General features: G+C 62.1%; 6 protein-coding genes. 2 read left to right on the top strand and 4 right to left on the bottom strand.

Going from position 1 to position 16,812, the window contains the following annotated elements:
• The 4 genes from AC1Q64_RS05355 to AC1Q64_RS05340 form a co-directional block, all read right to left on the bottom strand.
• Nucleotides 1–1,098: a hypothetical protein gene (locus AC1Q64_RS05355; RefSeq protein ID WP_288851629.1), complete on the bottom strand. Its 1,098-nt coding sequence runs from the start codon at nucleotides 1,096–1,098 to the stop codon at nucleotides 1–3.
• A gap of 544 nt (nucleotides 1,099–1,642) precedes the next feature.
• Entirely contained in the window at nucleotides 1,643–3,853 is a 2,211-nt protein-coding gene (locus tag AC1Q64_RS05350) for a UvrD-helicase domain-containing protein (protein ID WP_288851628.1), read from the bottom strand.
• Between the two features lie 2 nt (nucleotides 3,854–3,855).
• Complete coding sequence (locus AC1Q64_RS05345) at nucleotides 3,856–4,716, bottom strand: hypothetical protein (RefSeq protein WP_288851627.1); 861 nt, start codon at nucleotides 4,714–4,716, stop codon at nucleotides 3,856–3,858.
• A gap of 426 nt (nucleotides 4,717–5,142) precedes the next feature.
• Complete coding sequence (locus AC1Q64_RS05340; RefSeq protein ID WP_288851626.1) at nucleotides 5,143–5,691, bottom strand: hypothetical protein; 549 nt, start codon at nucleotides 5,689–5,691, stop codon at nucleotides 5,143–5,145.
• A 337-nt stretch (nucleotides 5,692–6,028) separates the two neighbouring features.
• Here AC1Q64_RS05340 and AC1Q64_RS05335 point away from each other — a divergent pair, with 337 nt between their 5' ends.
• The gene (locus tag AC1Q64_RS05335; RefSeq protein WP_288851625.1) at nucleotides 6,029–7,384 is read left to right on the top strand and encodes a hypothetical protein; all 1,356 of its coding nucleotides are present in this window, start codon (nucleotides 6,029–6,031) and stop codon (nucleotides 7,382–7,384) included.
• A complete protein-coding gene (locus AC1Q64_RS05330) occupies nucleotides 7,381–16,773 on the top strand; it encodes a hypothetical protein (RefSeq protein WP_288851624.1) in 9,393 nt (3,130 codons plus the stop codon). Before AC1Q64_RS05335 ends, AC1Q64_RS05330 begins: the two co-directional genes overlap by 4 nt.
• Nucleotides 16,774–16,812 lie beyond the last annotated feature (39 nt).

Here is a 16,812-nt window from a genome sequence, read left to right as displayed (position 1 = left end):
TTAGATCGTTTCAGGGCGCAGCCCCAACTTGTCGTTGCGCAAGGGGGTCGGCGCGAACTTCGCGAGAGCCTGACGCACGCCTGCAAAAGGGTTAGCGATCGTCTTCTTCAACTGGCCGCGAGCGCCGAAATAAAGTCCGCACGAGCCGCAACGATGCTCGATGTGTGGCGTGAACGCGTACTCGCCTTCGTCAAAGTGATGATCTCCGCAGCCGGGGCAGACAAGGTCCAGTACTCTGCCCTCCAGGTGCGGCATGGCCGACTGCGCCATGAAGGAGCGCACGTGTGTGGCATTGAGCACCACGCCATCGATCACAACCTCAGTGAACGTATCGTCCAAGCCACTGGGCATCTCTTCGTCGGCTGTTTTGAAAGCGTGCACGTGGATACCATCCTCCTCAGCACGCGTTGAGGTCCACAGGATCGCCGGATTCGAGCCCCAGATCTGCACGCCCCCTGGAAAGTCGCGCTGCTTGAATGTGACCTTCTTCTTCGCCGGTACGAGCTTGGGCTTCTGCGCGCTTAACATATGCCTCACGGTGGCCAAAGGATTGCCCACGCCCGCGCCGCTGTCGGAAAACTGCTTGCCGCAGCCGTGGCATTGGTGGCGACGGTGCGCATGGACGGCGAACCAGTCGCGGTCTAGGTGTGGAAAGCCGCAGTAGGTGCAGTTAACCGTGATCGGCTGGAAGCCGAACACGGCTGAAACCATGTAGTTGATGGCGTCGATTTCGTCGACCTCTGCCCACCCGTCGGAGAGCAAATCCTTCGCGAGAGGGATGCGCAGCTTGCGATACGTCCGGTCAATCACTTTCTCCCCGCCTTTTTCGAGCCGCCCGTGCACGTGAATGCCTCGGTCGATGGGTTTGTTCGTGGTGTCATAGACGGCGGGCACGGATCCCCACAATGCGATGCCACCAGGGTAGGAGCTGAAGTCTAAGTCCAGAGTGTCCTCGGGCGCGATCGGCTCGTCGTCGGCCGCTACGCATTTCTCCGCCGGAGTGCCGTATTTAGCCGTGGCGTTTGCGTGATGCCCAAGGCACCAATACCGAGTGCCGCCGTCTCGGCGCCGGCCAACAGGGACGATGTTGCAACTCATCGAGAAAGCTTACTCCACTAGCGTGTTGGTTAGCCGTCGTGCCATAGAGTGAGCGGAAGGCCCTCAGCCATTGTCGAGGCAGTTTAACCGCTGCTGAGCCGTCTTCGGAGGTTGACCGCCATCGGCTGGTCGGAGTCATTCGCAGAGGGAGGGCTGAGCGGCTGCTGCGGACGTCATCGGAAATTCGCCAGGTGGCAGATCGTACGACAGATGCGCATCCAACGCCGGGCGCTCGACACGGAGCGACCGCGGGGTGGGCATCAACTACCGGGTAGGCGCTGCCCCCCGTGGAGAGATATCCGCCGTGCCGATTCGAATGAGCAACGGCCCATTGTCGAGGACCGCTGCTTGAGCCGAATGATCTCCGCTGCAGTCGGCTCCCTGCGTGAAGCGACGTAGTCTGCGGCTTGGCGCTAATTCGTGCAGAGGGCACCGGGCCTTCGCCGGGGTTGCTTGGGGCCACCGCCAGTGCATTGGCTGCGTGATGGCACCCGGCGACTGTCCTGGTAGGCCTAAACGTCGTCTTGCCGCAGTGCCGCTGGGTTCAGCTGACGCGCCGGAGTGTGGTGTTGGCCAACGGTGCGTCGAGCAATTGGCTGGGCCCGCCGTGTTCCTTGGAACTCGACACCAAGATCGTGTGCGCTGCCCGGCTAGCGCCAAGGTAGACGCGCGACACATAGCGCCGGCGCGTGCCTTGGCCCTGGTCTTTGTCGTAGTCGGCACTATCTGCATGGATAAGGAACACGGTATGGAACTGCAGCCCCGCCACAAATTCCGGCATGCTGAAAACACACTTGTTCTTGGCGTAGCGCAGTTCCTTGAGGTCGTCTCGCGTAGTGATTGGCACGAACTTGTCCTGAACTCGGCCGGCGAGGCGGATTTTGTCGAACAGCGTCTCGCTCAGACACAACACCGCCACCTGACTGCCACCGCCATCGATGTCGCGCGCAATGCGAATGGCCTGCTCAAAGACGCCATCGACCAGCGCGATGTCGGTTTGGTAAACGGTCAGAGTCGGCGTTTCGCCGTTATCCTGCTGCGACTCGGCCACGTATGTCGCGTACTCACCCTCAAGGTCCATGGCAGGGAAAGAAGCGTCGAGATCGCGCAAGAAAGCTGTGATCTGGGGCGTGGAGCGATAGACCTGCTTGAGTTCAGTCAGCACGGATTCGCCCACGCCCGGGTTGCGGAACTTCTCCATGCCGCCGCTAATGGCGACGTCATTAGAGCTCTGCTTTATGTCGTAGGCCATGAGTAACGGCCAGCGGCCGCCGACCTGTGCACGCGTCTTGAAGAGGTTGTGGAGCAGCATGGCCTCGGCGCGCGTGAAGTAGTGGTATTCATCGACGAAAACAAGGTCAAAGCCATCTCGATCTCGTAGAGCTCCCCACTCATGCGTACCAAGATAACCGTCGAAGTCCGCGACCATCTGGTCCATGCCCAGCATCTTCTCCGCCCGCAAACGAGCCCGGTAGACGTCGTGGATTTCTAGAACCACGCGGCGGTGGGCCTCGCTTGGGAGGACCATCTGCCATGACTCCCTCGAGCCACGCGCATAGCGGTTGGCTTCGTGCGTATCCTTCTTTATTGCTTCCAGATCCAGCACACAGGCGAACTCGTTCATGAGTTCGTCAATAAGCGAGAGATCTTCTGCGCGATTCTTCAAGCGCTTCTGAAAATCCGGACAGTTTGGGAACTGATCGAACACAATTTGAGGGTCTTGTAGGACTTGGTCGATGGCTTGTTCGATGAGCATCCGCTGGTATTCGCGTCCATCACGGCCATCCAGCGATAGGGGCCTCAAACCCTTTTTCTCGTACCCCAGCTTCTCTTGCGCTAACTCGTAGATGGTGCCGATCCACAGCTTGGGCTGCCCGGAGGGTGTCTTCAATGAAGTCCAGCGTTCCGTTGGATCCAGTGCATGGAGCATGCCTCGCACACCCGAATGGGCCAATGCTGAGCTATGTGTCAGGAAAGCGAAGGTTTTGTCTCCGTCGGCGTCGGCATAGAGGTCGCGCAGGCACTTCACCACCATCGACTGTGTCTTGCCGGTGCCTGCGGCGCCACGCAGCCGCACGGGCCGGTCATGCGGCTGATCGACAAATTTGCGTTGCTCGCGGTTCAGCCGCTGCTCGTACCAATCTTGCAATGTCCCCGCACTCGCTAGCCGGACGCCTAAGGGTTCTGATAGCAGGACGCCGAAGTTTCCGACTGGTGGTGCGACCGGAGCGTCAGTCAAAAGGGCATCGCAGATGCCTTCCATGGCGCGCAGATAGAGTACCTTGTCCGCCTGCACTTCATCTAAGTTTTCGGGGTTGCTGGTGACAGCAAACGCATAGAGATTGCCGTCGTCATCTGGCGATTGGTCGAAGTAGACCCGCTGCGGGGCGTATCGCGAGGGCTGTGCAAAAACTGAAAGCCGGGAGCCGACATGATACGGCTGCCACTGAATAGGAATCGAAATACCGCGGTCGAAGTGGCGGAGCGCCACGCGGATCACCCGCTCGAAAGTCGTGCGTGGCTTGGAGAGGCTGGCCGCGGCAGCGAACATAGCAGTATTGATGACTAGGTAGCCATCATCCAGGTCGGCATCTTCGGATAGCAGATAGACGATGTCTTTCGACTTCACACGACGCAGCCCGTCGGTATTCTGCGGCACTTCGAATTTCTGCAGCCAGGCATCTTCTACGAATGCCCGATCCAGGATGCCAATGGCCTTCTGGTCGATGACGAGGGCGGATACGGTCGTCGTCATGGTCATGCCTCCTGCACGTTTTTCTTGAAGAATTCCTCGACCATGAGTTCGGCCGCTGTTTCGCAGGCGGATTCGAAGGTCTTGGGCATGCCGATGCGCGAGAACAGGAACGCCAGCTTTTGAGTGATCGAGAAGCGGATGCCGTCGTTGAGGCGCCCGAGGCGATGGAAAGCATCCGGGCGGTCGTGGATGCGGGCGTCCTGCTCGGTGAGGTACAGGTCGGGGGCCATGATGGTCCACATCGAACGCAGCATCACTACAAAGCCGATACCGGTCTGTCGTGGCAACTCCGGAAGCACGAAGTAGTCCTGGAAGCCGCCGCCGTCCTTGAAGGCACTGCGCACGCTGTCCTGCTGGTTCTTCTCTTCGATGCCGAAGAGTGCCCAAGCGGCTTTCAAACGTCTGAAAGCGCTCTCGGTTTTGTCGGCGCTCACGGTGAGCGCGAAGCCCTGGAGATCGCGCAGAGGTTTGTCCTCGGCTGTGGGCACCTTGCCGGTGACGCGCGCCAGGATTTCTTCGGCAGTCTTGCTGCGCAGCCATTTCACTAGTGACTCATGTGTCAGTGGCGCAAGGCCCTGCTGCTGTTTTCGAATCTGACCGTTGAGATACTCGCATATCGCCTTGGAACGCTTCTCGGAGAGTTTGCGCATTTGCTCCTCTGCCCAGGGACCTTCGATATATGCAGCCATGGGCACGATTTCGAGCCAGGTGTAGCGTTCGCTGGCTTTCCTTTGAGCGATATCGCAATCGGCCGTGATTACGATACCCAGCGTTGCTTCGCCGGTCTTGGGATTGAGCTTACGGATGATGTCGCCTTGGCGCACCTCTTCTGTGTCTTCGATTTGCGTAAAAAAGGCCGTCATTTATCCTGTCCCTGGATGGGGCAACAGCACCCATTTGAAAACATCATGTTACATGGCGATGCCCTCATATTGCAGCTAGGGTTGGAGGCGTGCGATGAGCAAATTTTGCGTTGAGAGTTCGAATAGCAGATACGCAGTCGCTGACGTTGCTCGACGCGCTGCGTGATAAAAGCGACTGGCTGCAGTACCTCGCACAACCGCCATTCGGGGCGGCGCATGACGTAGGGTTCAATGACTGATTCGCACCAGGCGGCGTGAATAGGCTCGTTGGCAGCTACCGCTGCCAAACCGACATCGGAGGATTGAGGGCTGCTCCAGGCCGGATTGAGTCGTTCGTGGCTGAAGGCCCGAATGACTGCCGCAGCGAACACCTGTCGTTGGGCACCTCAATGCCCATGCGCTGTGCTGCGGTTCAGCGGGACCCGTCTACCACTTGAAGTATTCATGGGTCCAGGTATCGGTGGGATGGTTCACCTCGAACCACCCGGTGCCATAGAACTTCCATGCGTCGGAGTCGAGGATGACCACGTGACCCTGGCCGTCTCGGGGCCGCAGCTGGTAGACGACGTAGAAGCCGGTGTTTCGCTCGACCGTCGATGTCGGCGCTTGCGGCGCCATGTCCGCAAACCAGCATCGCATGTCGTTGGCCCGGATGGGGCGTTTGCCGCCTGAGCCGCAATTTGGGGAGCCGCACCTAGCGGTGACGCAGTCGTGCGCAGCGGCGAGCTGGTTGTAGCCGGCGCGGATCAATGCGTCCGAAAGGTAGTGGGCACAGTTGTTCTCGTACGTGCTTTGCCGCCCGAGACACGACTTCGCGAACACTTTCGCCGCGCCTTCGATGGTTTTGCCGGCGTTGAGCAATTTCTGGTCGGCTGGCGTTCCTTCTTGGGGGGACCCCGGCAACAGCAGCGAAAGCGGCTGCGCGACGAATTCGAAGGGCTCCATGCCGGCCGGAGCAGGTGCGCTTGACTCCATCGTCTTCTCCTCGTAGATAGCGCGTAATATGACACAAGTACTGGCACAACCGCTCTTCGCGTGGCGGCGACGCCCCCTTATCGATGACCTGTCAATGTTGATAGGGGGTTCCGCCATGGCTGCATGCTACGGGTAAATGCCTAGCTGGCGTACGTCCTTATGTGAGAAAACCGAGCTCGGACGTAAGTCGCCGACTGCACAAAATGGAGTAGCGCCATGGCGATTGAAGTCACTGGTAAGCCGCACGACTCGACAGGCGCGAATTTCCCCAGAACCCGGCGCGGCGAATCCTTCTACGTTTCTCCCCATAGTCACTAGATCCTCTCGAGGAGAGTGCATGTTTTACGTATCGTGTGTCAGGTCGCCGTGCCTGCTCGGCGCCGTGCTTTTGTTGGGAGGCTGTGCGGTGGCACCCAACAGTTTCCGCATCGATGCCGCACAGAGCATCCGGGACAGCGTCCTCTATCCACCGGGTACGTCGCTAACATACGAGAAGCTCGATCTGCATATAGAGCGCACCAACTCGGAGTGCCAAAGCGCGTTGCCGACGCGCACCAGCGGGCATGTCACGGTGTCCAATCCCTACTGGCCTGCGGTGGATGCACGCGTGGTGCGGATCGAGATTGCACGAGCCGGCTTGTCGCAGGTGGTCTTGCCGCCACCCGCGAGTTGTCTGAAAACTTCGGTGCGCCCGGCGCCGCAAGCGTGCGCCCAGGACTGGATCGTCAAGAGCGTCGAAGCGGCCATCGCGAAAGACACGGCGTGGGAAAAGTGCCTGCCCAGCGGGACGCCGGGGTTCGCGGAAGATGTGGTCGAAACGCTTCCGCATCGGGCGAGCGAGTCTGGCGCTTTGCGCCTGGAGAGAACCTACACACGCCCCCTGGTGCCGCCGACCAGTCAATCGCGTGCGGCGGGAGTTGCTGCCGCGACATTTGACGTCGAGTTCGTATCACTCCTGCCTGGCGCAACGGTCTGCGTGAACAAGGACCAAACGCTCGGAACTGGTGCAGCCCCGTGGGTTTCGAGCGCGCAGTCGTGCGTGGGCCTGCTACAGGGGGCCAAGGGACAGGGTAGTGTCGTTTTGTCACGCACCGACACCGAGAACACGTTCCCGCTCGCTCGCCAGGCGTACGACATGGATGAAGCCGTCGTTTTCGACGCGCGCTCATGGCTTGCGGTGCGTGGGGCCGTCGCCGCACTCATGCCTCACGGAGCGTTTCTCTACGTGTACTACCCGGGCGAAGCCACGAACACCGCGCCGGACGGGTCTGCTCACTGGGAGTACGACAAATCCACAGGTGTGCGCAGGTACAAGATCGACAACACGAAGTCGATACTTCCTCTCTCGCCGATTCTTGTGGCGCACTCCCAGCCTTTGCAGCTGACGGCGTCGGGCGCGCCGGACCTCGATGCACTTTGCCACACGGGCGGAAATCCCAAAGTCATCCGGCTGTGCTTCGACTTTCGTGACTTCGCGGCGATCGACGTACTGCATCCGTATGTGGTAAACGGCCGGGCCGTCTACGCACCCTCGGGGACGCTAACGACAGACGTCCCGGGGATTGCCGCAGTGCCTGGTGCGCGCGCCATGCGCGTGTTCCGAGGGCGCAGTGTGCCGCTGGCCTTCGATTGGTCGAACCCGCGTAACGCGATACCGCTCGCAGCCAATGATCAATTCAAGGGAACACGATGATCAAGCTTCTAAGGGTTCACGAGCGGCTCTACGTCGCCGACGCAGCGCCAGTCGATGTGGGCAACGGCCGCGAGAAGTTCCTCTGCTTCATCGCTTCAGCGGACAGCCAGGCTCCTTTCCTCGACCTCGCGAAGGTCTTCGGGCGCGACGGGGCGGTGGCCATCGTCAGCGTGCCGCAGGGAGCGTCGTGGAAGGGCGATCGCTCGTTCATCAACAATATCTTGGGAGCGGCCGGATGCGTTTTCGCGCTCGTCCGGTTCGATCGCAGCCTGGTCCCCCGTGTCGACGTGAAGCTCTTCGCGGTGGAATCCGGCGCGAAATGGGTCGTCACGCAAAAGTGTCTGATGCGCGCCGAGTTCGGCGCCGTAGGCGCCATCATTCCGAACGGCGCAGCCTTGTCGTTGCTGGCGAGCGGCGGCGAGGTGCAGGTCGATGCCGTCGGGGCGCAGGCGATCACGCTCGAAGGCTTCGGCATGTATGGCGCGCAGAAACAGGAGACGCGCCGCGTTTTTCTGGACTTTCTGGCGGCCGATCCCGGGCGGCTGCGGTTCGAGATCGATCTGGCGGTGGTCAGCTACAACAAGGACCAGCCCTCGCTGGGCCTCCAGTATTTTCGCGCGGTCCAGGAATTCTCGGGGTCGTTCGGCTTTCAGCGCTTGCACTATCCACTGTTCTCCACGCCGACGGCAGGCGGCGGATCTGCACTCCAGCTGGCAGCGTCGCTTGACCTGCGCGAGCCGGCCCCTGGACACGTGCCGCGCGCGATGCTGCGCTCCGAAGTGCGGGTGCGCAAGGTCGTTACTCATGGCGTGCAACAGGCCGCAGTAGCCCTCAACAAGTTCGCGGCCGACGGCACGCGCCTTTTCGCCACCGCAAAAAGCGTGAGCGAGACACTGGCGTTCCATTTCGCATCCGCCCCCACGGAGATGGAGTCCGCAACCAGCGTACCCCGCTACGACGGGCTCGTGCTGCTGCCGCATGGTAGCGTGGAGATCAACTCAGCTTCCGGCGCCTTGCTGGGCAGCAGCCTTCTGGAGCGTGTCTCAGAGTTCCGTACCCTAGGTTTCAACCTCGAGCACCCAGCGGATGCGCTCGATGCCACGATGTGGTTCACAGACCCGAAGAAGAACCGGAAGACTTCGGACACCGAGGGGAATCCTCGCGCCTATCTTTCCAGGTACGCAATCACCTCGGCCGCGGAATACGGGGCCGCTCTCTCACCGCAGATAAAGTTCTCGCCCGACCGGCTAGCGCTCTATGCGCTGGGCGGACGGGCCGGGGCGTACCGGGCTATCCAGTGCGGCGTGCCCTCGCGCCTGCCGATCGCTCCGCTCGACTTCGAGGCCTCCGGCGGAACCACCGAGGAGCGGAGCCGGTTCGACGCGACGGTCATCGCGAGGCATCGGGCGGGGCTCTTGGGCGACGCGGCCATCGCGCGCGCTTCCTCACGTCAAATCTTCGCAGTGACGCAACCCGAGGAGTTGTCCACTACGCCGCAAGGCTTCAAGGTGACGGATGCGGGAGCGTCGTGGTCCGAGGTGGAGTTCGCCCGCGGCGACAAATGGCGCATTGCGCTGGCCTTTGGCTCCGACCCAGACGTAGCCAAGACATTGCAGCAAGCCTTCCTCGAGAAGGAAATCTTTATTGTCGCGCGCCGCCTTCCGGCTGCACAGCCGGGTTCCATACGCAACCCGACGCTTGACCTCGCGTTCATCGGGAGTGGATGGGAGTTCCGCACGTCGATCGTCGGGTCGACCTCCCCGGCCGTGGCAGCGCAGACGGACACTTCGCCGCTGGTGCTGATCAAGTTCGGTTCGCGGGCCGTCGCAGAGCTTGTCGGCGATGCCGAGAACTGGACAGGCAAAGAAACTTTCGTGGGCAACGCCGCTGAAGTCTCGGCCGTGAAGGCGCGCCTTAACAAGATCATCAAGGACTTGCAGACTGACCACGCGGACGAACTCGCCGCGGGGAATACGACGGATACGTTCGCCGGCCCCTTCGTGAACACGGACGCGAAGGCCCAGAAGGGAAAACTCTTCGACGCCAACTGGAACGGCGTTGTCGTCCTGTCTGTACCCATGTCGACGGCAAACAGTCCTTTCCCGCCGGACCTGCAGCCGATTCTCGACTCCTACAAGTACCGGCTTCAGGCTACCGTCCTGTGCGCCGACCTGCGGCCTGCAACAGCTAGCAGCGGTGAACAGTCGCAGGTGCTCGCACTCATCCGCTACCTGAATCCGGACAAACCGGTGATCAAGAATGGCAGCGACCCTGACTGCTCAGGCGGTTTCGACCTGCAACTGCTCAAAGTGCGGCTGCGCGCGGCGCTCGTGGAGAAGTTCGAGTGCAGGCTCTCGCTCGGGCTGGGCAAGTTCTTCGGGCAGCAGTTCGATGGCAGCGGCGTCCTCGTCGGCGCCTATGACCGGCGTGTCGAAGCCGGCGTACAGGTCGACGTCTACAGTTTCTCGCTCGTCAGCGAGTTGAAGAAGACCTGGGGCAAAGGCTCTTTCCTCAGCGAGGCCACACTGACGCGCCTGGGCTACGAGCGCGCTGAACCCAAAGCCGGCGAGCCAAGGGGCCGGTTTCTCGTCAAGGGCAGCCTCTCCTTCGACCTTGACAACGTCGGTGTGAACGGACTGGAGTTCGATCGCATGGGTATAGAGTTCGGCGCGGGGGACCGCTCTTTCCTATTCAGTCCCGGCCTGCTCAAGGTGAACGTTGATCGCGAAAAACTCGGCAAGCTGCTCGGCAAGCTGCCGTTCAAGCTCACGTCGTTCGTGTTCGGCCGCCTGTCTCCCATCAAGCTGCTTTCGCTGGGCGATCTCGGCTTCCAGCCGCTGCCCCTGCTGGGCGGCGATTCTGAAGGCGACGGAACCTTCTCGTACGCTTTCACCTTCGACCTCGACCTCGGCAGCTTGGGCGCGCTGTCCAAGAAGCTCGAAGGCTTCAAAGGTGAATTGCTCCTCGGCTGGAAGATGGTTTCGGGAACCCCGGCAATGAGCCTCGGGTTCAAGTTGAAAGGCAATAAGGGCGGCCCGCTGGACTTCTCGCTGCTTGACGTAATCCAGGTTCGCGCCAAGCAATTCGGCTTCGGGCAGCTGCGAAACGGCGAGGCTTACTATGTCTACGCTGCGGGCCTGCAACTGCGCTTGCTGGACCAGACGTTCCCATCCCAGGGCGCGGACCAGAGCATCTTCGTGTTTTATCCCTCCGCTGGCGGGTCGGTGGCTTGGCTCTATGCGCGCGTCGACGGAGACAAGGACTCGGCTGTCCCCCTTTTCGCGATTGGCCAACGCGTGGAGGTCGACAATCTGCTGAAGAGCAAGACCACGCTGGAGGGCATAACGGCTCTCAAGAAGGTCTTCAAGAACACGCTGGAGCCGGACAAGCTGCCGTACGACGGCACTTCGGATGTCAAGTACCACCCGAAGGCCGATTGGCTGCTCGGCCTTGAGGCGAAGGTGTTCGACGTCGCAACACTGCAGGTCCTTGTCGCGGAGCCGTCGCTCTACGGGGCAAGGGTGACCATCTCCAAGGACACTTTCAAGTTCCTGGCGAAGGACTGGTTCTTCGACTTGCTGTACAGGCGGCTCGATGAGGACACCGGCATCTTCTCGATGGAGGTACCGCCGCCGATCGACATGCTCGACTTCGGCGCCGTGCAGGTGATCCTCCCGACGATCCGCGGCGAGGTGGGGACACCTGGCAGCCACCTCCTCGTCGACCTGGGTTATCCGGGCAAGAAGTCGATCGCAGCCTGGCAGCGCACCGGCAAGATCGTCGCGGGCATTTTCGGTGGCGATGGCGGTGGCTACTTGGGGCGCGTGGCTCCGCGTACGTTCCCCGTTCAGTTGAAGCCCGAGTACGCGAAGTACTACGAATTCAAGAAGGACAGCTGCTTCATGGTGGGGATGGCCGGCTCGTTCGGCCTGATGAGGTACTTCAGCTCGGGGCCCATGAGCGGTCATGCTTCGCTAACGGGCTTCTTCATGCTGGAAGGCGCGCTAGCCACTCTGCGGTCGCGGGGCGCGGTGACAAGCCCCGCGCTCGAGAAGCCGCCATCCACCTACCTTATGCTCGAGGGCCAGTTCGGCGTCAAGGGGTGCATCGAAGCCTGCGCGGACTTCAAGCTCATAAAGGCCTACGTCGGCGTCGAGTTCAAGGCCTACTTCGGCTTCGACTACGAGACGTGGAAGGGCATCGTGTTCAGCGCCGGGATCGTCCTGAGCGCCTACGCACGCTTGGTCATAGCCCGCATCCGCATCCCCTTCGACGGATCGTTCGAACTCGCGCTCGAATTCCGGTTCTCGTTCGAAGCCAGATTCGAGCTGCGCCTGTCTGACGACGACCCCAGGTGGAAGCAGGTTTTCGAAAGCAACGCCATCGTGTTGCCCTCCGCCCCGCTGCTCCCCCGGTTTCCCGCGCCGGCTCAGGTCCGCGTGCCAGGGAAGCTGAAGGCGAACTGGACGTGGCCGTCACCGACGCCATCAACCCTAGGGTTGACAAAAAAAGTCCAGATCGAGTACTGGCTCGTCGCGGTTCCGACCCTTGCGGATTCGACTTCCGCCAGCGGTAGGCGGCTACCGGCCGTCGTCGGGCACCTCCTGGCCGGCGAACACCCTGTCTACACGAACCGGCCGAACTCGATCCTGGCCTTGGCCGATGCCATGCTGCGCTGGATGCTGCCGCAAATCATGGGGATGGCAAAGTGGGACGGCAATACGTTGATCGCTCCGCATGACCCATTGCTTCTCGACGCGCATCAGGCCTTACAGCCCGAGGGCAAGGACAGCCGGCTGACGCCGGTAGACATTCCAGCCGATCTGACCGGCCTCGACCCGAACCAGACGAAGAAGGGCGTGCGGCTGATCTCGCGTGAAGCCAATATTGCTAAGCCCAGGCCGGGATTCAAGGGCCTGACCGCGGCGCGCCTGCTGGAGCTCTACTGCCTCTGCTTCGACACTCAGGTGGCGTTGCCGAAGGACGGCGGCGACAAGGAAAAAGACGCGCCGGCGTGCGTGCCGTTCCCCCTGCCGCCACTCTTTGAGCTCTTGTACGTGGTGCAGAAGCCGTCGAGCGCGGGCTGGACGGACGTGAGCAAGAAAGAGCGCGACCTCGCAGTCCACCGCCTACTGTCGGAAACCGAAGTGGATGAACTGCAGCACCAACTGGACGAGTTCCATGCGCTCTTGAAGGCCGAACGTGACATCGCCGCCGCCAAGGACAAGAGCGTGCCACGCCCGATGCAGGAATGGGTATTCCTAAGCTGGCACCAGCTGTTCTGCACCGAGCTGCTTAGGCAGGCGATCGACAAGCTGGAGCAGATCGGCCCGACGACATTCGAGGGCCTGCGCGTGCAGATGGTGGCCGACCCTAAGGGGCCTGCCTACATTGCGGCGCAAGGCGTTTCGAGGTTGTTCGCCGGCGGCTTGAGGTTCAAGCACGAGAAGAAGACACAGGGAAGCTTTGCCCTTGCGGGGACACTGTTTGAAGCCCCCGAACTGGGGCCGAACGAACGGTCGCTCCTGTGCCTGAAGGAAAGTGTCGCTGCGAGCGGATGGAAACTTGACACTAAGCACGTCGCGGATTGCGGCACGGACGGTTTGCCGCAGGATACGTTGGGATTCGTGGTGACGGATCTCACCCGTGAGTCGGTCTTCGTCGTGCCGTCATTCACGCCCTCGGGGCCCAAAGGCTACGAAGACCTGCCAAGGGAGTTTCCCCTGGCGGCGTGCGCGACCCTTGGCGGCGAAGCCGTGCATGCGTTCCCCAAGGAGCTCGTCCTCGCCCTGGTGCCTTCCGAAGGTTTGGCGATCAAGTGGGAAGCACGCATGCGCAATGGGCGCAACGAGCTGGAACCCGCGAATCCGCAGCCTGCGGCACCGAGGCCCCAGAGCATGTTCAAGCTTCGCGGTATCACCGTGGCGACGAATTCCCGGTCGTTCGAGGTCGGTCTGCTGCCGTTGGCGCTGCCCGAGCGCGAACTCGTCCACGCGCTGGCTGCGCGAGTACGGTCAGACCTGCGTATCGGCTATCGCCCGGCAAGCAGTGCGCCCGAGACACCGTACACTGAACTCACGCCCGACAACCTGAAACAGGTCACCGGCTTCCGGGTCGATGTGTCGCAGGAAGAGCGCCCGACGGTGATTGCCTCGTCCGTGCAGTTGCCGTTCTACGCCGAGTCATCTAAGGAGTTGATCGGGCTGTTGTCGGCATGGGCCCGCACCGGCTCGAGGACATGCCGGCTGACCGTGCCGCTGCCGCCCGGTGGCGGGGCCGTGGCCAAGGATGTCGAAGTCGAATTGATCCTGCTGTCGGACGCCGATGCAGGCGCCGGTATATGCGCACCGGTTGGAAATGCCATAGCGGGTGTGCTGCCGGCCGGCGCGACGTGGTACGCCGTCACGACAGACCTGCTCAGGAGGGTTCCTTCTTCTCCTCCGGAAGCCCTGCTTGTCGAAGCGCGGCGCGACGCTATGCGCAACGCGATGGCACGTATGCCGGCGCGACTGCAGCCGCTGTGCGGAGGCGACGAATGGGTGTCAGTGGGCCGGCTGCGCGAACTCCGGGAAGCGATGGCTTTCGGCACATCCAGCGAATGCGCCCAGTTCCGGGAAGACTTCTACGCACAGGCACTGCAGGCGGACGCTGAAGCCAGCCACTTCGACCTTCTCGCCCTGCAGGTGAAGGTCGACGGTATCGAGAAGATTGGGTTCGAACAGGGGCTGCCGCTGATTCCGACGACCGAGAAAGCGGCGCAGAACGAGACGTACCTGAACCAGGCCCACGTGTACAGGGGGTTCGTCCCCACGAAGCTGCTTGTCCCCGGCCAGTCGCCCTACGCGCTGGTCGGCAGGCGCGTCGAGGTTCTGGGTCGCACCCGCGACCACTACGGGCAGCAGGCGCCGCATGACCCGGTGAGGGTACTGGACCGTGTGGAAGAGTATCGCGACGAGATCGTGGGGCCAGATGCATGGGAACACATCAGCGCCTCGCTGAGGTCTTCGTCGGCGGGCATTTCGCTGGTGCTGCGAGCCAACATCCGCGCGTGCTGGCTCGAGAACGCGCGGGCGGACTTTGTCAGGCGCCGCTTGGCGCTCATACGTCACCAGCTCGGCGACACGAACCTACGGGTGGCGGTCCAATGGTGCTTCGGTGACAAGACATCGACGGCCATCGACAAGCAGGCCTTCATCAACAATGTCCTAGAGCCGCTCGAAAAGTCGCTCACGGTCCAGCCGAGCGTCGCGTTCGTCGAGTTCGAGACGCTGCTCGCGTTGCCGAAGATGGCGAAGGACTGGGAAGTGGAGCCCTTCGGCGCCGTGCTGCGCATGTCGCGGCCTGCCGGCACCTGTGCGCTTGTGCGGGAAGCGACCGCGGCGCTTGACCCGGAAGGCCTGTCGATTAAAGGGAGCAGCGACAGCGTCGACAGCCTCATACGGTTTTTCGAACCCATCGTGGCGCTATTCAGCGCTAGCCTGGCGGTTTGCGACCCGACGCCTGCGCACGGCTCGTACTTCCTACTCAATCCCAAGTGCCTGTCGGGTGAGTTCGTGAAGGACGACAACGGCTTCCACTCAATCCCTCCGTTCGCGAACAAGCCCGTGTCGATCAAGAAGGCCGACTCAAGCATCGTCGACCGCGACCTGGATGCAACCCTGGCGGCTGCCTGCGAAGCCCTCGACGGATTACTGGACGAGAAGAAACTGTCATCCGTTCGGAACGCCGTGCCTGCCTTGCTGTCCTTGAAGCGCCAGTTCGCCCTTACCTGCCGCGACCGGCTCATCCCGGTCTTCACGGGGGCGAGGTCGCCCGAGGCTGCCCGGCGCGCCGTCGAAGACGCGGTTTCGCAGCGCGCTACCGAGTGCTGGCGGCTGGCCTCCGTTGCGGACCTCGTGGTCAAACCGAGGCAAGGCGCCACCAGCGGCGCTTTCAAGAAGATCGTAGGTGACTTCAAGGATTCTTCGGCGCTCCCGGCCGCCGGAGTACCCGCGAAGTCCCTTCCGGTCTCCACGATCGGCATCACCTGCGAGAACACGTGGCGCATCCCCGTGCTGGCCTGGATGCAAGCCGAGCCGGGCCTCGTCAGCGTGCCTGCCCTGGACTTCAACGCAAAACATGTACTCGTCGACTTGGCTGTGATGAATGCCCTGGCAGGCGCGGCGGGCACGGTGTGGCTACGCCTAGTGGACGTGGGTGGCGCCAGGCTGCAGTTCACGGTGCCTGCGTTCACCGCGCCCGCGCCCCTACGGCGTGTGTTGGAGACGCCGGTCGCGGCAGGCCATCAGGGTCTTGCCTCCAATCCGAAGCCACGCACAGTGGCCGAAGCAAAACTGTGGCACTACTCCGCCGCTTACCACATGCCGGGGAACGGCTTGCAGAAAGGCACCGACGCGCTTTACGTCACCATGACGTCGCCAGACGGCAGGCGCTCACTGGCCCTTTCCCAAACGCCCGAGCAAAGTCTGCTGCTCGCAGCCGATGCGTTTATCGCCTCTGCTCGCGCAAGCGTCAGCGGCACAGTCGATATCGATGCGCTGCGCAGGGACGCGATCGACTTCGAGGCGAATCTCACGGGCTACGGGTCAAGCCGCTCCTTCGGGCCGACGGCTGCGCCGATCGCGGCGGCGCGGGTTGCACACGATGGCAAAGCCTGGGTCTGCAAGAATACTGGGCAGCTCGCAATGACTGCCGACATCGCCGCCAACGGCGCGTCCGGCGAGTTCGCGCTGAAGGCCATCGACTCCTGCCTGCATCCGTGCGCCACTACCGACCTCTACGCCACGCGCAACGAAAAACTCAAGGCGGGGTTCGGTGCCAATCCGGCGGAGAGGGAGGTGAGTAAACCCTTCATTTATGCAACGCCATTGGTTGGCTTCAAGAGCGAGGTCCTGCCCACGATCGACGTCCCTGGGATGGTCACCGGCGGCATTGCGTCCGCCAAGCCTTCCGCATGGCTCGGGAGCGTACTTCAAGAGCTGCTGGGCAAGGCGAACGGTTCGCAGAAGGCGCAGCTCCTCGTGCAATGTAGGCTGGGCTTCTATCCCAACAACGTCTATTCTCTGATCAAGGAAGACAACGAGCCCGCCGCGGTCGTCATGTTGACATCGGCAGGCGAGTCGGCGGCGACCGAGATCCCGCTGCAGGCCGCCTCGGCTGCCGACGCCTGGCTTGCGGAAATGGGTAGCTCAGGCACGCTGGGATTCTGGTGCGCCGAAGTGGTCGTGTTCCGCGACATCAACGCGCAGGCGCCTGAGCGATTCCTCGCGATGCGGCGCGTGCGGGGTCCGGCCATTGCTGTTCAGTCCGTGGCCGTGAAGTCGTCTCGCCGTGTCAGAGCTGCCAGGTCGGGAAAGCACCAGAACCCGGCAGTTCGCCGACCGCAATGACCTTGTGCGGAGTCAACTTGGCAACTTTTGGAGCGGATC

It is taken from the genome of Acidovorax sp. GW835-FHT14G06 (assembly GCF_058793595.1).
Note: the sequence above shows the minus strand (reverse complement) of the source record. Positions and strands in the feature narration are given on the sequence as shown.